This window comes from Nocardia sp. PLKS1-43 (genome assembly GCF_059510335.1).
Genome location: NZ_JCAJZQ010000005.1, coordinates 368,197 through 388,466, shown reverse-complemented (window position 1 = coordinate 388,466; position 20,270 = coordinate 368,197). Strand labels below are relative to the sequence as shown.

General features: G+C 69.3%; 18 protein-coding genes. 6 read left to right on the top strand and 12 right to left on the bottom strand.

Features of this window, described 5'->3' with window-relative positions; genetic code table 11:
- The first annotated feature begins 15 nt into the window (after positions 1-15).
- A complete protein-coding gene (locus AC5WS7_RS21150; protein WP_495956269.1) occupies positions 16-684 on the top strand; it encodes an ATP-dependent Clp protease proteolytic subunit in 669 nt (222 codons plus the stop codon).
- Between the two features lie 326 nt (positions 685-1,010).
- Positions 1,011-2,294: an ATP-dependent Clp protease ATP-binding subunit ClpX gene (gene clpX / locus AC5WS7_RS21145; protein ID WP_495956268.1), complete on the top strand. Its 1,284-nt coding sequence runs from the start codon at positions 1,011-1,013 to the stop codon at positions 2,292-2,294.
- Between the two features lie 245 nt (positions 2,295-2,539).
- On the opposite strand, the gene AC5WS7_RS21140 is transcribed toward clpX, so the two are convergent.
- Entirely contained in the window at positions 2,540-3,136 is a 597-nt protein-coding gene (locus tag AC5WS7_RS21140) for a TIGR03086 family metal-binding protein (RefSeq protein ID WP_495956267.1), read from the bottom strand.
- A 169-nt stretch (positions 3,137-3,305) separates the two neighbouring features.
- On the opposite strand from AC5WS7_RS21140, the gene AC5WS7_RS21135 reads away from it, so the two are divergent.
- Positions 3,306-3,734, top strand: coding sequence for a MarR family winged helix-turn-helix transcriptional regulator (locus AC5WS7_RS21135; protein ID WP_495956446.1), 429 nt, complete (start codon positions 3,306-3,308; stop codon positions 3,732-3,734).
- A 170-nt stretch (positions 3,735-3,904) separates the two neighbouring features.
- On the opposite strand, the gene AC5WS7_RS21130 is transcribed toward AC5WS7_RS21135, so the two are convergent.
- The 4 genes from AC5WS7_RS21130 to AC5WS7_RS21115 form a co-directional block, all read right to left on the bottom strand.
- Positions 3,905-4,438, bottom strand: a complete 534-nt coding sequence (locus AC5WS7_RS21130; RefSeq protein WP_495956266.1) for a hypothetical protein — start codon at positions 4,436-4,438, stop codon at positions 3,905-3,907.
- A gap of 103 nt (positions 4,439-4,541) precedes the next feature.
- On the bottom strand, positions 4,542-4,916 hold the full coding sequence (locus tag AC5WS7_RS21125) for a nuclear transport factor 2 family protein (protein ID WP_495956265.1): 375 nt from the start codon (positions 4,914-4,916) through the stop codon (positions 4,542-4,544).
- A gap of 63 nt (positions 4,917-4,979) precedes the next feature.
- Positions 4,980-5,882 (bottom strand): formate dehydrogenase accessory sulfurtransferase FdhD, encoded by a 903-nt coding sequence (gene fdhD / locus AC5WS7_RS21120; protein ID WP_495956264.1) that lies wholly within the window; start codon positions 5,880-5,882, stop codon positions 4,980-4,982.
- 76 nt (positions 5,883-5,958) lie between these two features.
- Positions 5,959-8,262 carry an FdhF/YdeP family oxidoreductase gene (locus AC5WS7_RS21115; RefSeq protein ID WP_495956263.1) on the bottom strand — a complete coding sequence of 768 codons (2,304 nt, stop codon included), beginning with the start codon at positions 8,260-8,262 and terminating at the stop codon, positions 5,959-5,961.
- 273 nt (positions 8,263-8,535) lie between these two features.
- Between AC5WS7_RS21115 and AC5WS7_RS21110 the strand changes: the two genes are divergently transcribed.
- A complete protein-coding gene (locus AC5WS7_RS21110) occupies positions 8,536-8,976 on the top strand; it encodes a hypothetical protein (RefSeq protein WP_495956262.1) in 441 nt (146 codons plus the stop codon).
- 103 nt (positions 8,977-9,079) lie between these two features.
- On the opposite strand, the gene AC5WS7_RS21105 is transcribed toward AC5WS7_RS21110, so the two are convergent.
- Positions 9,080-12,343, bottom strand: coding sequence for an arabinosyltransferase domain-containing protein (locus AC5WS7_RS21105; protein ID WP_495956261.1), 3,264 nt, complete (start codon positions 12,341-12,343; stop codon positions 9,080-9,082).
- Between the two features lie 79 nt (positions 12,344-12,422).
- Positions 12,423-13,856 carry an MFS transporter gene (locus AC5WS7_RS21100; RefSeq protein ID WP_495956260.1) on the bottom strand — a complete coding sequence of 478 codons (1,434 nt, stop codon included), beginning with the start codon at positions 13,854-13,856 and terminating at the stop codon, positions 12,423-12,425.
- 100 nt (positions 13,857-13,956) lie between these two features.
- Between AC5WS7_RS21100 and AC5WS7_RS21095 the strand changes: the two genes are divergently transcribed.
- Positions 13,957-14,394: a MarR family winged helix-turn-helix transcriptional regulator gene (locus tag AC5WS7_RS21095; protein ID WP_495956259.1), complete on the top strand. Its 438-nt coding sequence runs from the start codon at positions 13,957-13,959 to the stop codon at positions 14,392-14,394.
- On the opposite strand, the gene AC5WS7_RS21090 is transcribed toward AC5WS7_RS21095, so the two are convergent.
- Complete coding sequence (locus AC5WS7_RS21090; protein WP_495956258.1) at positions 14,301-15,425, bottom strand: S-adenosylmethionine:tRNA ribosyltransferase-isomerase; 1,125 nt, start codon at positions 15,423-15,425, stop codon at positions 14,301-14,303. The genes AC5WS7_RS21095 and AC5WS7_RS21090 overlap by 94 nt on opposite strands.
- A gap of 67 nt (positions 15,426-15,492) precedes the next feature.
- Positions 15,493-16,182, bottom strand: a complete 690-nt coding sequence (locus AC5WS7_RS21085) for an SDR family NAD(P)-dependent oxidoreductase (RefSeq protein WP_495956257.1) — start codon at positions 16,180-16,182, stop codon at positions 15,493-15,495.
- Between the two features lie 164 nt (positions 16,183-16,346).
- Between AC5WS7_RS21085 and AC5WS7_RS21080 the strand changes: the two genes are divergently transcribed.
- A complete protein-coding gene (locus AC5WS7_RS21080) occupies positions 16,347-17,144 on the top strand; it encodes a VOC family protein (RefSeq protein WP_495956256.1) in 798 nt (265 codons plus the stop codon).
- 36 nt (positions 17,145-17,180) lie between these two features.
- Here AC5WS7_RS21080 and AC5WS7_RS21075 read toward each other — a convergent pair whose 3' ends face one another.
- The 3 genes from AC5WS7_RS21075 to AC5WS7_RS21065 all read right to left on the bottom strand — a co-directional run bounded on the left by AC5WS7_RS21075 (position 17,181) and on the right by AC5WS7_RS21065 (position 20,268).
- Complete coding sequence (locus tag AC5WS7_RS21075; RefSeq protein WP_495956255.1) at positions 17,181-17,750, bottom strand: DinB family protein; 570 nt, start codon at positions 17,748-17,750, stop codon at positions 17,181-17,183.
- A gap of 192 nt (positions 17,751-17,942) precedes the next feature.
- A complete protein-coding gene (locus AC5WS7_RS21070; protein ID WP_495956254.1) occupies positions 17,943-19,484 on the bottom strand; it encodes a glycerol-3-phosphate dehydrogenase/oxidase in 1,542 nt (513 codons plus the stop codon).
- 166 nt (positions 19,485-19,650) lie between these two features.
- The gene (locus tag AC5WS7_RS21065; RefSeq protein WP_495956253.1) at positions 19,651-20,268 is read right to left on the bottom strand and encodes a TetR/AcrR family transcriptional regulator; all 618 of its coding nucleotides are present in this window, start codon (positions 20,266-20,268) and stop codon (positions 19,651-19,653) included.
- Between the last annotated feature and the right edge of the window lie 2 nt (positions 20,269-20,270).

Genomic DNA, 20,270 nt, shown 5'->3' with positions numbered 1-20,270 from the left:
ACTTTGGAGACGAAGATGGCCAATCTTTTCGACCCGCGTGCGGGCCTCGGCGGTAAGGCGTTCGGAGGCGCGCAGTCGCGCTACATCCTGCCGTCGTTCATCGAGCACTCGAGCTTCGGTGTCAAGGAGTCGAACCCGTACAACAAGCTGTTCGAGGAGCGAATCATCTTCCTCGGCATGCCGATCGACGACACCGTCGCGAACGACGTCATGGCGCAGTTGCTGGTGCTCGAGTCGCTGGACCCCGACCGCGACATCACCATGTACATCAACTCGCCCGGCGGCGACGTGACCGCGCTGATGGCCATCTACGACACGATGCAGTACGTGCGCGCCGACGTGGCCACGGTCTGCCTCGGCGAGGCGGCCTCGGCGGCGGCGGTGCTGCTGGCGGCGGGCACTCCGGGCAAGCGCGCCGCGCTGCCCAACGCCCGCGTGCTGATCCACCAGCCCCGCACCGGCGGCATCCAGGGCCAGGTCTCGGACCTGCAGATCGCGGCGGCGGAGATCGAGCGGATCCGGTCCCAGATGGAGGCCATCCTGGCCCGGCACACGGGCAAGAGCCCCGAGGAGGTCCGCAAGGACACCGACCGCGACAAGATCCTCACCGCGGAAGAGGCCAAGGATTACGGCATCGTCGATCAGGTCTTCGACTACCGCAAGCTGAGCGCCCAGAAGAAGTGAGTGGTTCGGCGGCGGCGTCCCGGTGGCCGTAGGCTGTCGGTACTGGGACGCGCCGGCCACGACATCGCGTCCGGTCGATCCGGACACGGCGTCGTGGGAAACATGCCAAGTTGTCGCCCTCCATCGGGCCCAACAGGTACGGTCATTCCAGGGACCTTCGCTCGTGGTTGTCGGCAAGGACCGCACAAACTCGACAGGTCGGCGCCCGGGAGTATCGTCCGGCGGCCGACACCGCACAGGGTGTTGCGGGTAGCGTTGTTTGGAGGCGGCTTGTCGGCGACCGGAACAGACGGTTGCACGCGGACAAGGAAGTAGGGACCCACGAGATGGCGCGCATCGGTGATGGCGGCGACTTGCTCAAATGCTCGTTCTGCGGAAAGAGCCAGAAGCAGGTCAAGAAGCTCATTGCGGGACCGGGGGTGTACATCTGCGACGAGTGCATCGACCTGTGCAACGAGATCATCGAGGAGGAGCTCGCCGAATCGAGCGAGGTCAAACTCGACGAACTACCCAAGCCCGCCGAGATCCGGGACTTCCTGGAGAACTACGTGATCGGGCAGGACACCGCCAAGCGCACTCTGGCGGTCGCGGTCTACAACCACTACAAGCGCATTCAGGCCGGTGACAAGAGTCGCGACGGCCGTGGCGAGCCGGTCGAGCTCACCAAGTCGAACATTCTGATGCTGGGCCCCACCGGTTGCGGTAAGACCTACCTGGCTCAGACGCTGGCCAAGATGCTGAACGTCCCGTTCGCCATCGCCGACGCCACGGCGCTGACCGAGGCCGGTTATGTCGGTGAGGATGTGGAGAACATCCTGCTCAAGCTGATTCAGGCCGCCGATTACGACGTCAAGCGCGCCGAGACCGGCATCATCTACATCGACGAGGTCGACAAGATCGCCCGCAAGTCCGAGAACCCGTCGATCACCCGCGACGTCTCCGGCGAGGGCGTGCAGCAGGCGCTGCTGAAGATTCTGGAGGGCACCCAGGCCAGCGTGCCGCCGCAGGGCGGGCGCAAGCACCCGCATCAGGAGTTCATCCAGATCGACACCACGAATGTGCTGTTCATCGTGGCGGGCGCGTTCGCGGGCCTGGAGAAGATCGTGCAGGACCGGGTCGGCAAGCGCGGCATCGGATTCGGCGCCGAGGTCCGCTCGAAGGCCGATATCGACACCACCGATCATTTCGCCGACGTGATGCCCGAGGACCTGATCAAATTCGGTCTGATCCCGGAGTTCATCGGCCGCCTGCCGGTCGTGGCCTCGGTCACCAACCTGGACAAGGATTCGCTGGTCAAGATCCTGTCCGAGCCGAAGAACGCGCTGGTCAAGCAGTATGTTCGGCTGTTCGACATGGACGGCGTCGACCTGGAGTTCACCCAGGACGCCCTCGAGGCCATCGCCGACCAGGCGATCCTGCGCGGCACCGGCGCTCGCGGTCTGCGCGCCATCATGGAAGAGGTGCTGCTGCCGGTGATGTACGACATCCCGAGCCGCGACGACGTCGCGAAGGTGGTCGTGAACGCCGACACCGTCAACGACAACGTGCTGCCGACGATCGTGCCGCGCAAGCAGTCCCAGCGCACCGAGCGTCGCGAGAAGTCCGCCTGAGTTCGCCGATACGTCCGAACGGGCCCCGGGAGAGTGAATCTTCCGGGGCCCGTCCGGGTTTCGGCGCACGTCGCCGCTACGCGGATCGCGGAAAACCCGCGGGGCCGCGTGTGGTTCGTCATCGATCGGTGCGCTCGTCCGCCTCATCGTGAGTGGGTCGGCGCCCCAGGGGCCGGATGACGCGGATCGGTCGATGGCGTGATGGGGCGGGCCTCCGGGGCCTGCCGATCGGCGGCCGCGGCCGGTCAGTGCGGCCAGGACGGGTTGCGGCCCAGGTGGGCGAGGATTCGATCCAGGGGAGCGGCATCCGGTGCGATCGGGAGTTCCGTGGCGAAGGCCGAGGATGCCTTGCGGTCCTCGCCGGTGGGGACCATGCGAATTATCTCCAGGGACGGCTCGACGAAGTCGTCGGCGAGCCGATAGGGCACATCCAGCGCGCGGGCGATATCCCAGCCGTGCACGACGTAATCGATGAAGTGGGCGCGCAGGGCCATACTTCCGGGTGCTTGGACACCGGGGCCGAATTCGGGCAGATCGAAGGTGCGGTCCAGGATGTCGGGCCGGTCGTAGGCGGCGGTGACCTCCGCGGCGGCGTCGGCGTAGTCGCGCACCGGATCGGCGGCGAGCGGCTGCACCTTCCAGACGTCGAGGTCCGCGCCGTTGCCGCGGGCGGCCGCGGCGAAGCCTCGGTGCTGAACGGTCATGTGCGCCAGCAGATCCGCGACGGTCCATGCCGCGCAGGGAGTGGGTTGTTCGAGATGGCCGGGTTTCAGGTGGGAGACGATCTCGACCGAGTAGTCGACGGCGCGGCGATTCAGATCGCGGATATCGGGAATGCTCATGCTCGAATAGTAAGCGAATGCGTATCGTATGTCCATGCTTACTAATTGAGAACACGTAAAGTCTGCTGACATGAGCGAGTTCGACGGTGGCGCATCGCAAGGCTCTGCGCGGTCGGCCGGGCCGCGCACATCCGGCGAGCCCGGCGGCCGGCGTCCCGACCTGGCGGCGATGATCGCGCCGCTCGCGCGCACGCTGATGGCGGCGGAACAGCCGGTACTCGACGAGCACGGGCTGACGATGTGGGCCTATTCCGTGCTGCTCGGGCTCGGCCGGGGGCCGGCTCGCGGGCAGGGCGTGCTGGCTCAGGAAATAGGCGCGGACAAGACGCGGATCATCCCGGTCCTGGACGATCTGCAGCAGCGCGGTCTGATCGAGCGTCGACCGGACCCCGCCGACCGGCGTGCACGAGTTCTGGCGTTGACCGCGCGGGGGCGAGCGGTCTGCGACGCCGCGCAGGCCGATATTCAGGCCAAGGAGGAGCTATTGCTGAGCAGGCTCAGTGCCGCCGACCGGCGCGGCCTGCTGAACTCCCTGATGATCCTCTCGGCGGTACCGCGCGAGGAGATCGTCGGGCAGGACGGTTCCACACCCCCTTGATCACTGGGCGAGTGCGCATCGTATTGCACTCGCCCCGGACCGGTGACGGCCGATATGCCCGGTCGTGCCCGTTGCCGGAGGTCGCCGTTGACCTCCCTGGTTCGCCGTTGAACCTTCGTCCGCTATTGATGAAATCGCCGGTCGTAGTGAGCTCGTTACCGTCGATCCGTTCATCTGTTACGACGGCCCGGCAGCCGGAAAGTCATCGGCGCCGGGTCGCGGACCTGGACGCGTTCGCGCGGTGCGGCCAGCGCCGCGACCAAGCCGAGCAGCGGCAGCGCGATGGCGGCGACGATCTCGAGAATGTAGTTGCCCGTGGACATTTCGGCCGGGCGGTGGGCGAGGTGATAGATCATGTGCGGCACCCCGAAAACCACCCAGCCGCCGCCGACCACCCGAGCCGGCAGGCTGTCGCCGTAGAACAGCGCGACGGCGGTCATCGCGCCGAGCGCCAGGAAGAACGCTCCGGTATCCGCGACCAGGTGGTGGTTGTAGGGGCCGTCCGCCGCGACCCAGTTCAGGCCGAGGCCCGGCATGGCGCGGTAGAACGGCCCGGGCGCCAGCACGCCCCACAGGCCGGTGAGGATGCCCGCGACCGCCAGAATCCCCAGCGCGATTCGGGTGATCAACCAGCGTCGCCGATTGACGTCCAGGCGCATTCGCACCCGCAGGTTGTTTCCCGCACGTTCGACCGAGATCCGCATCCGATCCTCCCGCCTCGCCGCGATCGCGTTGCACGATCACGGTAATTCGGGCGAATGGCCCGGACAAGACCGGCGGCGTGGCGCGAGTCGGAGCCGGTGTGGGTCAGACCGGTTCGACCTGCAGGTCGTCCTGGCTCCAGTAGGCGCGCATACTCAGGATGCGACCCTCGTCGTCGAATTCCATGATGTCGATGGGGGAGATCGTCATCCGATGTCCGTGCCCCTCGGACACCATGGTGAAGGCCACCGCGGCGTGCTTGCCCGATACCCGGATCGTGGTCGCTTCGGCCTTGCGCTGCAAGGGTTCCAGGACCGCGTACAGCTCGCGGATGGCCTCGAGCCCGCGCCGGGGTTCGCTGCCGATCGGATCCTCCACGACCGCCTCGGGGGCGTAGAGCTCGAGGATCTGCGCGGCCGTTCCGCTCGCCACCAGCTCCACGTACCGTTCGACCGTCGCGCGACTCTGCTGCGTACCCATGCCTGCTCCCAGTGGATTGAAACGTGTTTCAGTTTTGCAGCGTAGCAGTCGCGGGGCCCGAAATCAGTCGGCGTGTGCGGTGAGCGGGACGCCGGTGAGGCGCTCGGGTGCGGAGTAGACGTTCATGGTCTGCCCGCGCAGGAAGCCGACCAGGGTCAGCCCCGTCTCCAGGGCCAGGTCCACCGCGAGGGAACTGGGGGCGGACACCGCGCCCAGCATGGGGATCCCGGCCATCACGGCCTTCTGGACGAGTTCGAAGGAGGCGCGTCCGCTGACGATCAGGACGAGATCGTCTGCGGGAATCCGGTTTTCGCGCAGGGCCCAGCCGATCACCTTGTCCACCGCGTTGTGCCGGCCGACGTCCTCGCGCACGGCCACCGCCTCGCCGTCTGCGGTGAACAGGCCCGCCGCGTGCAGGCCTCCGGTGGAGGCGAAAACCTTCTGGCGGTCCCGCAATTCGTCCGGCAGGCAGGCCAGGGTGGCGGTAGCCACGGCCGGGCCGTGCGCGGGCAGGGGATAGCGGCTGCGAGTGCGGACCTCGTCGAGGGTGGTTCTGCCGCACAGGCCGCAGGCGCTGGTGGTCAGGATCTTCCGGGCGGAAATCGGTGTGGGCGTGCGTAATTCGATGTCGAGGATGTTGTAGGTGTTCTGTCCGGCGGTGGTGTCCGGCGGCGCCTCCGGAAACCCCAGGTGATTGCGCAGGTTGCTCGCGCCGGGCGCGCAGCGGTCCGCACCGGCGCAGTACCGGGCCGAGACGATGTCCTGTGCCGATCCGATGATGTTCTCGCTCAACAGGAATCCGTGCGCGAGGTCGATGTCGTTGCCCGGAGTGCGCATGGTCACCGTCAGCGACTCGCCGTCGACGCGCAGCTCGAGCGGTTCCTCCACGGCCAGGGTGTCCGGCCGCCGCACCTGCCCGTCGGCGGAGATCCGCAGCGTCTTGCGCCGAGCCGTCACCCTGCTCATGGTTGTGCCTCGTTCCTGTCCTCGCGCGGCGTCATCGGTTCGGCGAAACCGCGCCGCGGACGTACGGTGTAGCCGCTCACGCGGTGTGGACGTGGGGTTCCAGCCGGATGGTGACGGCCTTGGACACCGGAGTGTTGGAGCGTTCGGCCACGTGGTTCAGCGGGACCAGCGGGTTGGTCTCGGGATAGTAGGCGGCCGCGTTACCGCGCGGAGTGGGGTAGGCGACGAGCCGGAAGCCGGTGACCCTGCGTTCCACGCCGTCGGTCCACTCCGAGATCAGGTCCACCAGATCGCCCTCGGCGAAACCGAATTCGGCGATGTCCTCGGCGTTGACCAGGACCACCCGGCGGCCGTTGTGGATACCGCGGTAACGGTCGTCGAGGCCGTAGATGGTGGTGTTGTACTGATCGTGACTGCGCAGGGTCTGCAGGATCAGCCTGCCCTCGGGGACCGGCAGCCACCGCAACTCGTTGACCGCGAAATTCGCCTTACCCGTGGCGGTTCGGAATTCGCGGGCGTCGCGCGGCGGATGCGGCAGCTGGAAACCGTTGCGGGCGCGCACCTTCGTGTTGTAGTCCGCGCATCCGGGGACCACGCGGGAGATCGAGTCGCGAATCGCGTCGTAGTCGTCGCGGAATTTCGCCCATGGCACGGGATGTCCGGGGCCGAGCAGTTCCTGGGCGAGTTCGCAGACGATGGCCACCTCGCTGCGCAGCTCCGGGCTCACCGGCGTCAGGCGGCCGGTCGACAGATGCACCACCGACATCGAATCCTCCACGGACACCTGCTGTTTCACCCCGAGCGGAGACAGGTCCAGATCGGTGCGGCCCAGGGTGGGCAGGATCAGCGCGGTCCGCCCGTGCACGACGTGGCTGCGGTTGAGTTTGGTGGAGACCTGCACGGTCAGCGCGCACCGGCGCAGCCCGGCCTCGGTGACCGCCGTGTCGGGGGTGGCGGAGACGAAATTGCCGCCCATGCCGAAGAACACCTTGGCCCGGCCCTCGTCCAGGGCCCGGATGGCATCGACGGTGTCGTAGCCGTGTTGCCGCGGGCTGGTGATGCCGAATTCGGAATCCAGTGCGGCGAGGAAGCTTTCGGGCATCTTCTCCCAGATGCCCATGGTGCGGTCGCCCTGCACGTTGGAGTGCCCGCGCACCGGGCACACACCCGCGCCGGGCTTGCCGATCATGCCGCGCATCAGCAGCAGGTTGGTGGCCTCCTCGATGGTGGCCACACCGTGCCGCTGCTGGGTCAGGCCCATGGCCCAGCAGATGATCGTGGACTTCGAGGCGGCCAGCAGTCCGGCGGTGCGGTCCAGGTCGTCGCGGGTCAGACCGGTCGCCTCGACGACCGTGTCCAGATCGACCGCACGCATCTGCTTCTCGTATTCGGCGAAACCCGCCGTGTGCGTGTCGACGAAGGCGCGGTCCACGACCGTACCGGGCGCGCGGTCCTCGGCCTCGAACAGCAGTTTGGCCAGGCCCTGGAACAGGGCCATATCCCCGCCGAGGCGGATCTGCAGGAAATCGTCGGCGATATCGATCCCGGTGGTCAGCCCGCGCAGCGTCTGCGGATCGCGGAAGCCCAGCAATCCGGTCTCGGGCAGCGGATTGACCGCGATCACCCGGGCCCCGTGCTGCTTGGCCTTCTGCAACGCCGAGAGCATGCGAGGGTGGTTCGTGCCGGGATTCTGACCGGCCACGACGATCACCTCGGCCGCGGGGAAGTCGTCGATCGTCACCGAACCCTTGCCGATGCCGATCGAGGCGCTCAGCGCGGTGCCCGAGGATTCGTGGCACATGTTCGAGCAGTCCGGCAGATTGTTGGTGCCGAAGCTGCGCACCAGCAGCTGATAGAGGAAGGCGGTCTCGTTGGCGGTGCGGCCGGAGGTGTAGAACAGGGCCTCGTCGGGGGAGTCGAGGGCGCGCAGTTCGTCCGCGATCAGCCGGTACGCCTCGTCCCACGCGATCGGGGTGTAGCGGTCCTGGCCCGGCCGCAACACCATCGGATGGGTCAGCCGGCCCTGCTGGCCCAGCCAGTAGCCGGACTTGCCGGACAGCTCCGCGATCGAATGCCGGGCGAAGAACTGCGGATCGACCGTGCGCAGCGTCGCCTCCTCGGCGACCGCCTTGGCGCCGTTCTCGCAGAACTCCGCGGGGCGCCGATGGTCGGTCGGCTCCGGCCACGCGCATCCCGGGCAGTCGAACCCGTGCCGCTGATTGATCCTGGTCAGGGTGCGGGCGGTGCGGACCACGCCCATCTCCTCGACGGCCCGCTCGAGTGCGACCGTCACGGCCGTGACGCCGGCCGCCTGACGCTTCGGCGGCGAGACAGCGACCTTGGATTCGTCGATATCGTGGGACGGAGCGCTGCGGTGCATGGCTCCATCGTCCTCCTGACCGAACGATCCGGACAATCGGCCCCGTACGCGATCGGCGACCGCGAGCCGAATGCCGAGCCTGCGTGGGGTGTCACGGCGGTCGCGGACGATGTTCGGGATCGTTCACGAATCGGGACGATCGTGCCGTGTCCGGGTACGACACAGTTGCCGCGGATGCCGCGAAATCGGCCCCATCGCGGGCCTCGGGAGGCAAGTATCGATGCGACCGCCGGGGTGGCTGCCCCGGAACCGGACAGCAAGGATCGGAACAGGATGGACAAAGGACTCAGGACCGCGCGGATTCGTCGGCGCATCGCACGTTCCGCCGCGGCGGCGCCGGTCGTGGCGGCGCTGCTGCTCACCCCGGCCGCGCTGCTCGCCGCACCCGCCGGTGCGACCGCGACGCAGGTGGGCGCCGAACCGGGTATGAACTACGGACTGGGCACCAACTACGCGGTGGGCTGCCAGTCCGCCGTGCAGGTGACGGTCACCGACCCGGTCCAGCCGGTCCAGGTCTTCGACAACAATCGGTCGATCGGCTGGTTCCGGCCCTCGGGCGCCACGGTGGTCGCGCCCTGGGTGCCGGCCACGGTCGGCTGGCACCACATCACCGCCGTGCAGGCGGCGACGCCGCCCGGCGCGCCGACGCCGTACGTCGACATCCGCGCCGCCAACGGCGCGCACATGGGTAACAACTGCGCCGTCTTCGGTTGAGCGGCAACGGTTTCGACGCATCCGGACAGCGCCGGGTGTAGCACTCCGCGAAACAGGTGCGGGCGGCCTCCCGGAGGGGCCGCCCGCACTGCTGTCCGCGTCGCTATCTGATGTCGAAGTTCAGCGGACCGGGCTTCCAGTTGGCGGACCGCTGCTCGGTGGTCGTAGCCAGCTGGGCGGGAGTCGCTTTCGGATCCAGCGGAACCAGGCGCTCGATCTCACCCCAGTTGCGCTTCCAGTCGTCCTTCAGATACGAGGACATCACCTCCGAGCGGGTCAGCAGCTGGAGGTAACCCAGCGGGCCGCCCGAGGCGTGACTCTGCCAGTTGGTGGTCATGATCGCGGCCGCGAAATCCGGGGTGATGCGGTACTTCGGGACCTCCGCGACGCCGTCCCGGTGCCGGAACGGCTGCTGGCACGGGAACTGCAGGCCGACGAGCCAGTCCAGCATAACCGGATCGCTGTGCCCGACGAGTGAGTCCAGGCTCTGCAACCGCGGCACGCGCGGCGGGGTCACCGCGACCCACTGCAGCGGATCGGAGCTGTTCACCGAGGCGACCACGCGCACGACGTCGGCCTGGGAAGGCAACTGGCGCAATGGAACCCGCAGGTTGCGCCAGGACGGCTGCAATACGCTCACATCGTCCGGGGTGACCCGGCCGAGCGCCTGCACCCCACCGGGCCCGGCGACGCCGTACTCGAGCTGGACGTTCTGTCCGGCCACGGGCAGGTTGTCGATATCGGTGGAGGCGATGCGCCCGGCGGCCGCGATCGAGACGATCTGGCCGCGGCTGCCCGAGGAGTCCGCGGCGGGCAGGCGGTACCAGCCCGAGATCAGCGACTTCTGCGCGCCGGGGCTGCCGAAGCTGCCGAGCATGGGGGTCATCGCGGGATCCAGCCCGAACGGCAGCGGGATGGTGCTGCCGTTGATGCCGGGCTTCGCGGCCTCGCCACCGGCTCCGGTGTTGTCCTTACCGGTCTTGGTGGTGGTGCCCGCGCTGCCGAGGGACTGGCCGACCGAGGCGGCGGCCGCGGCCGAACCGTCCGGGGTCAGGTCGGCCAGGTTCAGGCCGTCGGGGGTGAAGCCGTCGTTGGTGTCGCCGCCCAGCGCGCGCGCCGGGCTGCCCGACAACGGTTGCAGCACACCGGCGTTCGCGTCCGGCTCGACCAGTACGTCATTCGCCATACCGCAGGCGTCGCCGGTCAGCGCCTTGACGTTCGAGGAGGCCAGGGAGAACGCCGGGTACTGCTGGGCTGCCGCCTTGACGAACGAGAGCACCTCGAACGCGACGACCAGTGCCGCCGCGACAGCGAGGATCGGGATCGGGCGACGCGGCGTGCGTCGCGCGCCGTGGAACGGCTCGCGGATGTGGAACCACCCCGCCGCGAGGATCAGCAGCAGCGAAATCGCCAGCAGCACCGTGCCCGCCTTGATTCCGTGGATCGAAATGGGCTTGTCCCACCAGGAGATTCGATAACTCGCCACATACCACCAGCCATTGGAACTGGCGAACGACAGGGCCAGCATGGCGAAGACCGCGGCGGCGAACAGTGCGCGGTTGCGCGCGGACCGCAGCGACCGCGAGCCCACCGCGACCGCGGCGACCACCGCGACCGCGCCGCCCAGACCGGCGAATACGCCCAGGTGATGGGTGAACTTGGTGGGCGAGAACATCATCAGCGGAACCGCGGCGACCGTGGTGCCCAGGATGCGCCGGGTGGGTCCGGCCGCGAGTCCGGGAATCCGGCCGCTCTTGCGCAGCAGTGTGATCACCGCGGCCGCGAGCGCCAGGAACATCACCAGCATCGCGAAGCGCCGCGCGAGCGAACCGTCGGGGGTCGGCTGCAGCAGATCCTGATAGACGAGATAGTCGGTGTACCACGGCATATCGGGGCCGACGACCTTGTGCGCCTGACGCATCGCCGACACCTCGGCGAGCGGCTGTCCGGCGAAGACGATGGTCAGCACGACCAGGCCCGCGGCCAGCGCGGGCGCGATCAGCGCGACGTATCCCGAGGTGCGGGCGCGTTGCACGATGATCTGCACCAGCGGTCGCGCCCCGGCCAGCAGGGCGGCGAAGCAGATCAGGCCCGAGGGGTTGGTGACCACGGCCAGTGCCGCGGGGATCAGCGCGACCGCCGCCGGGGCCAGGCGCCGGGTGGCCAGTGCGCGCTCCATCGACACCCAGGTGAGCAGGACGCCCAGCGCGATCGCCGGTTCGGGGCGCAGGCCGTTGTTGTAGGGCAGCCAGAACGCCAGCAGGACCAGCCCGCCGGCCCAGATCGCCGAACGCTCGGTGCGCGCGCCGACGCCCAGTCGCGGCACCACCTCGCGGCTGATCAGGAACCAGCACGCGATGCCGAAGATCAGTTCCGGCAGTCGCACCACGATGCTGGCGGTGGACAGGCGCGCGAGCAGTTCGAACAGGTTGTCGTAGGGAATGCCGATGGGCGTCTCCGGCACGCCGAAATAGGCGAAGTAGTTCGCCAGGTACCGGGCGGGCCCGGCGGTGCGCGCCATGCCGAAGATGTAGCCGTCGTCCGCGGTGCCGACGCCGATGAAGTACCACAGCACGAGCGTGCCCAGTACCGCGATGTCGACCAGGCGCGGCCGCCACCAGCGGCGCGGCAGTACGCGTCGATTGCCCCGGCCGTCCTGGCAGTCGAGCCGGTGCAGCGAGTACAGGGCCGCGGCGGTGGCGATGACCGCGCCGATGATCGCGATCAGCTTGAGCACGGTCGGGGAGGTGGTGAATCGCGAGTCGATCACCACGTCGGCGTGCATCCCCGCCGGTGCGGCGCCGGTCAGATCGGTGAACAGGCCGACCAGTTGCGGCCGGTGCTCACCGGCCAGGGTGACGGGCGCGCCGCCGGCCGCGACGGTGGTGGCGGTGCTGTCGGAGGAGATCGTGATCGTGCAGTCGCGCGGCAGCTCGCGCACCGGCGTGTCGATCAGCGTCTGATCCCGCAGCACCACCTGCAGCCGGTTGCCGGCGGGCGCGGCGGCGACCAGGACGTTCAGGCCGTAGTGCCAGGATGCCCCGGATGCCGCCGGGACCGTGGACAGCAGCGTCCCGCCGCGCGGTCCCAGCGCGGCCGCGGCGCCGCACGGGATGTCGGCGTGCACGCTGGTCGGGGAATAGGACACCAGCGGCGCGGTGACGCTCGCCGCGCGGCCCGCCTGCGGCCAGGACAGCGAGGACTGCTCCTGATGCACCGGCAGCAGCGGTACCGCCACGGCCAGCAGTGCGCCGAGGAGGCCGGTCACGATGGCGAGGGTCCGCCACAGTCGACTGCTCCCACGTCGGGGGGCGGGCTGGTCCAGCGGCCGGTCATCGGCCGGGTGTCGACTGAGCGTCTGGGTCACGGTCGGGCATGCTATCAACCGCAACTGAGACCGTGTCCAGCTCGACTGACACCTCGATCGATGCTATAGGGCATTGTCCTCAGCCGACCGCGCTCACCAGCTCCGATGCGGTGGGTTCGGTTGTGGCCGAGCGGGTTTGCGGACGGAGGCCGAGCAGTGCGGCTGCGATGGTCGCCACACAGGCCCCCGCGCCCACCCAGAACGCGACCGTGAACTGACCCTCCCGCGGCAGCGGCAGATGCGGCAGCAGCTTCGCGGTCAGCAGGGTGGTGATGACGGCGCTGCCCAGCGCGCTGCCGACGGTGCGGGAGATGGAGTTGATCCCGTTCGCGACGCCGTTGTGCCGATGCGCGACGCCGGCCGCGATCAGCGCGGGCATGGCGGCGTAGGCGAAGCTGATCGCGATGCCGACGACCACGCCGGCCGTGATCACGGTGCCGGTCGCCTCGTGCGCCACGGCCAGCCAGGCGAATCCGGCCGCGCCGACGACGCCGGACAGCGCCAGCACGTACCGGCCGCCGATGCGGCCGACCAGCAGTCCGCCCAGGGGCGCGGCGAGCATCGAGGCGATCGTGCTGGGCAGCAGATATTCCACCGAGGCGCGCAGGATCGATGCGGCGAATCCGTATCCGGCGATGCGCGCGGGCATCTGCGCCAGATACGACAGGCCCATGAACAGCAGGAACATCGCGAAGCCGATGAAGACGCCGGACAGGTTGGTGAACAGCACCGGCCGGTGGGTGAACATCCCCAGATCGACCAGTGGCGCGGCCGAGCGGCGTTCGATCAGGACCCACAGCACGGCCGTGACGATCGCGCCGCCGAAGCAGCCCAGCGTCGCGGCCGAGGTCCATCCCCATTCGTGGCCCTGTGAGATCGGCAGCAGCAGCAGGACGAGCGCGGCGCCGAGGGTGATCGCGCCGGGCAGGTCGATGCTGCCGGTATGCCGCGCGCCGGTCACGGGCACCACGACCGCGGCCAGGACCAGGGCGACTGCCGCGAACCCCGCGGTGAACCAGAACACCACGTGGTAGCCGGGATCGCTGCCCTGGGTGAGCAGACCGGTGGTGACCAGGCCAATACCGCCGCCGAAGGCGAGGGTGCCGCTCACGATGGCCATCGCGCCGTGCAGGCGTTCGACCGGGAGTTCGTCGCGCAGCACCGACAGCGCGAGCGGAAAGATCGCGGTCGCCACACCCTGCAGGGTGCGTCCGGCCAGCAGCATGCCCAGTGATCCGGCGGTCGCGGAGACCACCGAGCCGGCGATCGCGACGACCAGGACGCCCAGCAGCGTGGGTTTGCGGCCGTAGAGATCGCCGATGCGGCCCAGCAAGGGGGTGAACACCGCCGCGGACAGCAGTGTCGCGGTGGTCACCCAGCTCACCGAGGTGGTGGAGACGTGCAGTTTCGTCGCGATCAGGCCCAGGATCGGTACCGCCTGGGTCTGCATGACGGTCACGATCATCGCGGCGAACGCGAGGACGCCGGTCAGCAGCGCGGCCTTCCGCGTCATGTGACACCTCCATAAGCTTGAGGGCAGATACATTTGAAGTCCTCAAGTATCTAAGGCTTCAAATATATTCGTTGTCAATCGCACCGGTAGGATCGCCGCTATGAGTCAGGCCACAGAACCGAGTCCGCTTGCGTTACTGATCGGACGGTTCGTCTCGGCCTATCTGCAGGACTTCCTGACCGCCGCGGAGGAACACGGCCTGACCCTGACCCAGGCGAAACTGCTGCTGGCGCTCAACGAACCCCCCGCCGAACTGCCCATGCGCGAGCTGGCCGGTCGCCTGGCCTGCGACCCGTCCAATCTGACCGGTGTCGCGGACCGCATGGAGTCCCGCGGCCTGGTCCTGCGCACGGTCAACCCGGCCGATCGCCGGGTGAAATATCTGGCATCCACCGAGCAGGGCCGCGACCTGGCCGCGCAGATCCGCGGTTCGCAGGTGCGGGCCTACCGCGCCCTGGCCGAGTTGACGCCCGAGGAGGAACGGCTGCTCGCGGGCATGCTCGCGCGCCTTGTTCCGAAACTCGAAGCGGCGGAATAGGTTCGGGGATCCGCGAAGAGCAGGGCGGTATCGCCGAATTCGTGCCAGAGATAGCCGGTCTCCAGGGCCGTGCGGTAGGCCGCGTCGACCCGCTCGGTTCCGGCGACCGCCTCCAGTAGATCCAGGTGGGAGGCGCCGGGTTCGTGCCAGCCGGTGATGAGGGCATCGACCGTGCGGGCGGGGCGGTCCGGCCCGAGAACCAGATCGGTCCATCCGGACGCCGGGTGGACCAGGCCGGACGGGTCGGCGGCGGATTCGAGGGCGCGGGTGACGGTCGTGCCGACGGCGACCACGCGACCGCCGAAGGCATGAGTCGAATTCACCAGGCGGGCCGTGGTTTCCGGGACGCGATAGCGTTCCGGGCTCGGTGGTTCGCCCGTTTCGGGGGAGGATACGCCGGTGTGCAGGGTGATCGGCGCCGGCGTGATCCCGGCGGTCACCAGGTCGGTGACCAGAGTGTCGGTGAACGGCCTTGCGGCGCTGGGCATCTCGGCGCTCCCGGGCTCACGGCCGAAGATCGTCCGGTAGAAGTCCGGTGACCACCGTTGCGTCACATAGGAATACGTGATCGGGCGGCCGTGCCGGGCCAGAAGCGCGGTCACCTCGGTGTCGGCCTCGGCGATCCACAGGCGTCTGGCCGGGGGTAGCCAGGGGGTGCGCAGCATCGCCGTGGCTCCCGGAAGTTCCACGCGGGCATCGGATTCCGGTTCGGTCGCGGTGAACGGCGTGCCCTCGGGGGTGCGGAGTTCGACCGCCCAGCGGCCGTGATCCAGTCGCGCGGCGAAATGCAGGACGGCCGGGACTCCCCGGTACCGGGCATCGACCGCCGCGGCCAGCGTCGACGAATTGTTCACCACGACAAGATCTCCCGGGCGCAGGAAGTGCGGCAGCTCGCGGAATCGGGCATGGGTGATGCCCGCGCCGCCGGACACCAGCAGGCGCACTTCGTCGCGGGCCAGGCCGCGTGCCTCCGCGGGTGCGGTCGCGGCCCGGTCGGCGGGTAGGACGAATTCACGTGGGGCGGCGGTCATGGCTGTCTCCGATGTTCGGCCGGAATCGGCGGGTGCGGTCCGGTCCGGATGGGTGCTGCCGGGGACGTCAGCGCGTGGCCGACAGTTCCGCGGCGGTGTATCGGCCGCTGGGCGGCCGGGTGTCGATCAGCCGCAGCAACGCCGGGACGACGGCGCCGGGTTCGGGGCGGTCGGAGATGTCCTCGGCCGGGAATGCGGCCTGGTGCATGGCGGTGCGCATATCCCCGGGGTCGAAGCCGTAGACGCGCAGTCGCGGGTTCTCGGCGGCGAAGATGGCGGTCAGCTGGTCCAGCGCCGCCTTCGACGTGCCATAACCGCCCCAGCCCGCGTAGGGCGTCACCGCCGCGTCGGAGCTGACATCGATCACCGTGCCGTCGCGCACCCGCAGCCTCGGCAGCGCCAATTGCAGGACGGCAAGCGGTGCGACGACATTGGTCCGCAGCACGGTGGCGAATTCGTCGAGCGGATAGTCCGCCAAGCGCGGCATCGGGCTCGGCCCCAGCGCGCTGGCGTTGTTGAGCACCAGATCGAGCCGGTCCAGGCCGGTGAGCACCGCGGCCAGCGCAGCGCGATGCGCCGGATCGGCCACGTCGCCCGGTACCGCGGTCGCGCCGGTCGCCGCTCGCACCCGCTCCAGCGCTTCCGGACCGCGTGCGGTGATGATCAGCTCCCAACCCTGCTGGGCCAGGGCCAGGGCTACCGCGCGGCCGAACCCGGCGGAGGCCCCGGTGATGAGTGCTGTGCGGTTCTCGGACATGATCTCATCGTGAAACCTGAAGTCAACTCGAGGTCAAGAACGGATTTCCGCCTGGAGTGAAATCTGTCCGGTCCGTGGTCGGCCGGTGTTTCTCGCGGCCGATGAATTCCCTCTCGCGGTGCCGTCTCAATGTGCGAGTCCTCAACACCTTCCCAGGAGACACCATGACCTACACCTTCAAACCCGGAGACCCCTGCTGGGTCGAGCTGTTCACCTCGGATCCGGAGCGTTCCATCGCGTTCTACTCCGAACTGCTCGGCTGGACCGCCGAACAGGCCGGACCCGAATACGGCGGCTACATCACGTTCCGCAAGGACGGCAACGCCGTCGCGGGCGGTATGCGCAACGACGGATCCTCCGGCGGGCCGGATCAGTGGACGATCTACCTGGCCAGCGCCGACGCCGAGGCGACCACCGCGGCCGCCACCGCCAACGGCGGCCGGGTGGTGGTGCCCCCGATGCAGGTCGGCGAACTCGGCACGATGGCCGTTCTCGGTGACCCGAGCGGCGCGGGCGTGGGGGTGTGGCAGCCCGGTGTGCACACCGGGTTCGGCGCGCTCGGCGATGTCAGCGGTGGGCAGTGGAGCGAGCACGTGGGCGTGCCGTCCTGGTTCGAACTGCACACCCCCGCCTACGGCGAGGCATTGAATTTCTACCGCGAGGTCTTCGGCTGGCAGGACCCGTTCACCGTCTCCGATGCTCCGGAATTCCGTTACACCACAATCCATTCGACGAGCCCGATGCTGGGCGGGGTGATGGACTCCGCGGCATTCCTGCCCGCCGGCGCTCCGGGCGGCTGGCGGGTCTACTTCGGCGTGGAGGATGTCGATGCCGCGGTGAAAACGCTGGTGGCCCTGGGTGGTTCGGTGGAACGCGAACCGGAGAACTCCCCGTACGGGCGGATGGCCGCCGTGGTCGATCCGGGCGGCGTGCGATTCAGCCTGGGCGGCAACAACTCCTGAGCCGGACGCCGGATGTCCGCGCGGCGTCCGGCGTCACTACAGGCCCACCGCGCCGTCGATGCGCTCACGCAGCAGATCGGCATGGCCGTTGTGGCGGGCGTACTCCTCGATCATGTGGGCCAGCACCCAGCGCAGCGACACCTCGCCGAGCCAGATGTCCACGCCGGTGACCCCGAGATCGGCGGTGGCGGTGGTGAAGCGCTCGGCGAAGGCGACCTCGGCCCGCCAGGCGCCCCAGGCCGCGGTGATCGAGCCGGAATCGGTGTTGGCCCCGTCGAAGTCGTCGTCGGGACGGTCGTCGGAGGTGAACAGCGGCGGGGCGTCCTCCTTGGCGAGCACCCGCCGGAACCAGCGCCGCTCGACATCGGCCAGGTGCCGCACCAGCCCCAGTAGCGACAGCGTGGACGGGGCGACCGACCGGCGGGCCAGCTCGGTGCCCAATCCCGCGCACTTCAGTTCGAGCGTGGCGCGCTGACCGGCCAAGATCTCGGTCAGGACGCTGCGTTCGTCACCGGTGGTGTGGAGGCGGGTTCGGGGATCGTGTTCCGGGGCAACGAACATCTCGGCCCGTCGGGTATCGGTCGGCGTCTGCCGTGTCTCGGCCACTCCCGCCTCCTTCGCATTGGTCCAGCTGCCGGACCGGCAAACCTGGGGCTCGGCCGATCGGGCACGATCGGGACGATATCGCGTGTGGCGGTTCATCGGAACGTTCGGCGGCACATCGGTCTCAGCGTACGGAGGAAAACGCCGCCGCGCCCGACAGCAGCCCCGCCGCTATCGGCGCGCGGGGCGTCCGTGTCACCGGAACAGCTGCGCCGCGGCGGACGCGGCGGCCGCGCGATCCGCGGCGACCAGGCCGATCCGGGTGCGGCGATCCAGCAGATCGTCCACGTCCAGCGCGCCCTCGTGGCTGATCGAATACGCGAATTCGGCACGCAGCACGTCGATTCCGGGAGCGACGGGTTCGGCCAGAGCCGGATCGTCCTGTGCCAGAGCCAGGATCGCGCGCGCCTGGCTGCCGTAGCGTTCGATGAGCGTCGGCGGCGCGTCCAGGCGATCGCGTGCCGCGCCGGAGATCGCGCCCACCAAGGGGATTCGCCGGGTCCGGCACGGGGTAGCGGTCGAGCCCGCGTGCGCGACCGCGGCGTCGACGGCGTCCTGGGCCATCTTGCGGTAGGTGGTGAGTTTGCCGCCGACGACGGTGATCGGGCCGTCCGGGGAGTGCAGCACCGCGTGCTCGCGGGAGATGTCGGCGGTGCTGCCCTCGGCGGTGCGCAGCAGCGGCCGCAGACCCGCGAAGCTGCCGCGGATATCGTTGCGGCGCAATGGCTCCCGCAGGACGGTGTTGACGGTGTCGAGCAGGAAGCCGATCTCGGCGTCGGTCGGTTCCGGTTCGTCGGGCACCGGACCGGGAGCGTCCTCATCGGTCAGGCCGAGATACACCCGGCCGTGCGCCGCGGGGAATGCGAAGACGAAACGGCTGCTACTGCCCGGAATCGGCACCGTGAGCGACGCGGTGAGCCCGCCGAACGCGGCCGCGTCGAAAACCAGGTGGGTGCCGCGGCTGGGCCGCAGTTCGATGGTCGGGTCCAGTCGATCCGCCCATACGCCGGTCGCGTTGATCACCGAACGCGCTCGGACGCTGAGCGTTTCACCGGACAGCGCATCGTGCAGCACCGCGCGGTCGCCGCTCACCCGCTCGGCCCGGACCCGGGTGAGTACGCTCGCCCCGTACGCCGCCGCGGTGCGCGCGAGGGTCACCACCAGGCGCGCGTCGTCGACCAGCTGCCCGTCCCAGGCGAGCAGCCCGCCGCGCAATCCCGCGCGGCGCACCGTCGGAGCCAGCCGCAGCGTCTCGGCGGCAGCGGCTCGGCGCGAGCGCGGCAGCACCGAGGCCGGGGTTCCGGCGCTGCGCCGCAACACATCTCCGGCGGCGAATCCCGCGCGCACCAGCATCCGCTGGGCCGCGCCGATATCCGGCAGCAAGGGCACCAGCTGGGGGATCGGCCGGGTCAGATGCGGTGCGGTGGAAGTGAGCAGAATATGCCGTTCCACGGCGCTCTCGTGTGCGATCCCGACCCCGCCGCCGGCCAGATACCGCAGCCCGCCGTGTACCAGCTTGGAACTCCACCGGCTCGTGCCGAAGGCCAGATCGCGCGCCTCCACCAGCACCGTCCGCAACCCGCGGGACGCGGCGTCCAACGCCGCTCCGGTCCCGGTGACCCCGCCGCCGATCACCAGCACATCGATGATTCCGCCGTCCCCGAGCTCGCGCAATTCCCGTTCCCGCCGTGCGGCATTCAGTGCGGAGTCGCCGAAACCTCCTGCCGTTGCCCTCATCTCATCACTCCATGTCTCCTCGGCGGGATATCCGTGCGGGCTTCGCTCGGCTCCGCCGCGCGTCGGTTGGTTCGCGGGCGGCCGGCATCAGTTGTGCCGCAGTGTGACCGGGCTCCCGACCGCCGCCGACCGCGGCCCGCTGTGCCTCGGTGCGGGCGCCGCGTGCTCATCGCAGGCCGGGACTGTCGCCGGGCAGCAGATAGCCGTCGAGGGCGCGGGCGAGTTCGGCGTCCAGGCGGGACTCCTCGAGGATATGGCCGACCATTCCGGCGGACTGCACGGCGGACTGGGAGATCAGCAGCACCATGGTGGCCAGTTCGTCCGGATCGCCGGGGCGGATCGAGCCGTCGCGCTGGCCCTCGCGGATCAGCGCGGCGAACAGCAGGATCAGCTCACGCTGGTTGCGACCGAGGCGGCCGAAGACGTAGGTCAGCATCAGGTCGGTGTCGGTGCGGAATATCTTGGCGAACAACGCGTTCTCGCGGATCGTCGCCGCGCCGGCCACGACTCCGTCGACCAGGCGGGCCCGAGCCGGGCCGGTTCCGGGCATGGTCCGGCCGACGATTTTGCGCAGTTCCCGCACCAGCAGTTCGGCGAGCAGCGAGCCGGTGTCCGGCCAGCGGCGGTAGACCGTGGGGCGGCTCACGCCGGCGCGCCGGGCCACCTCGGTCAGCGTGGTGCGGCGCACACCGAACTCCTCCACGCAGGCGCGGGCGGCGTCCAGGATCGCCAGGTCGATCTCGGAGGGCTCGTCGCCGGTGCCGGCGACGTCGATTGTCTGCATCG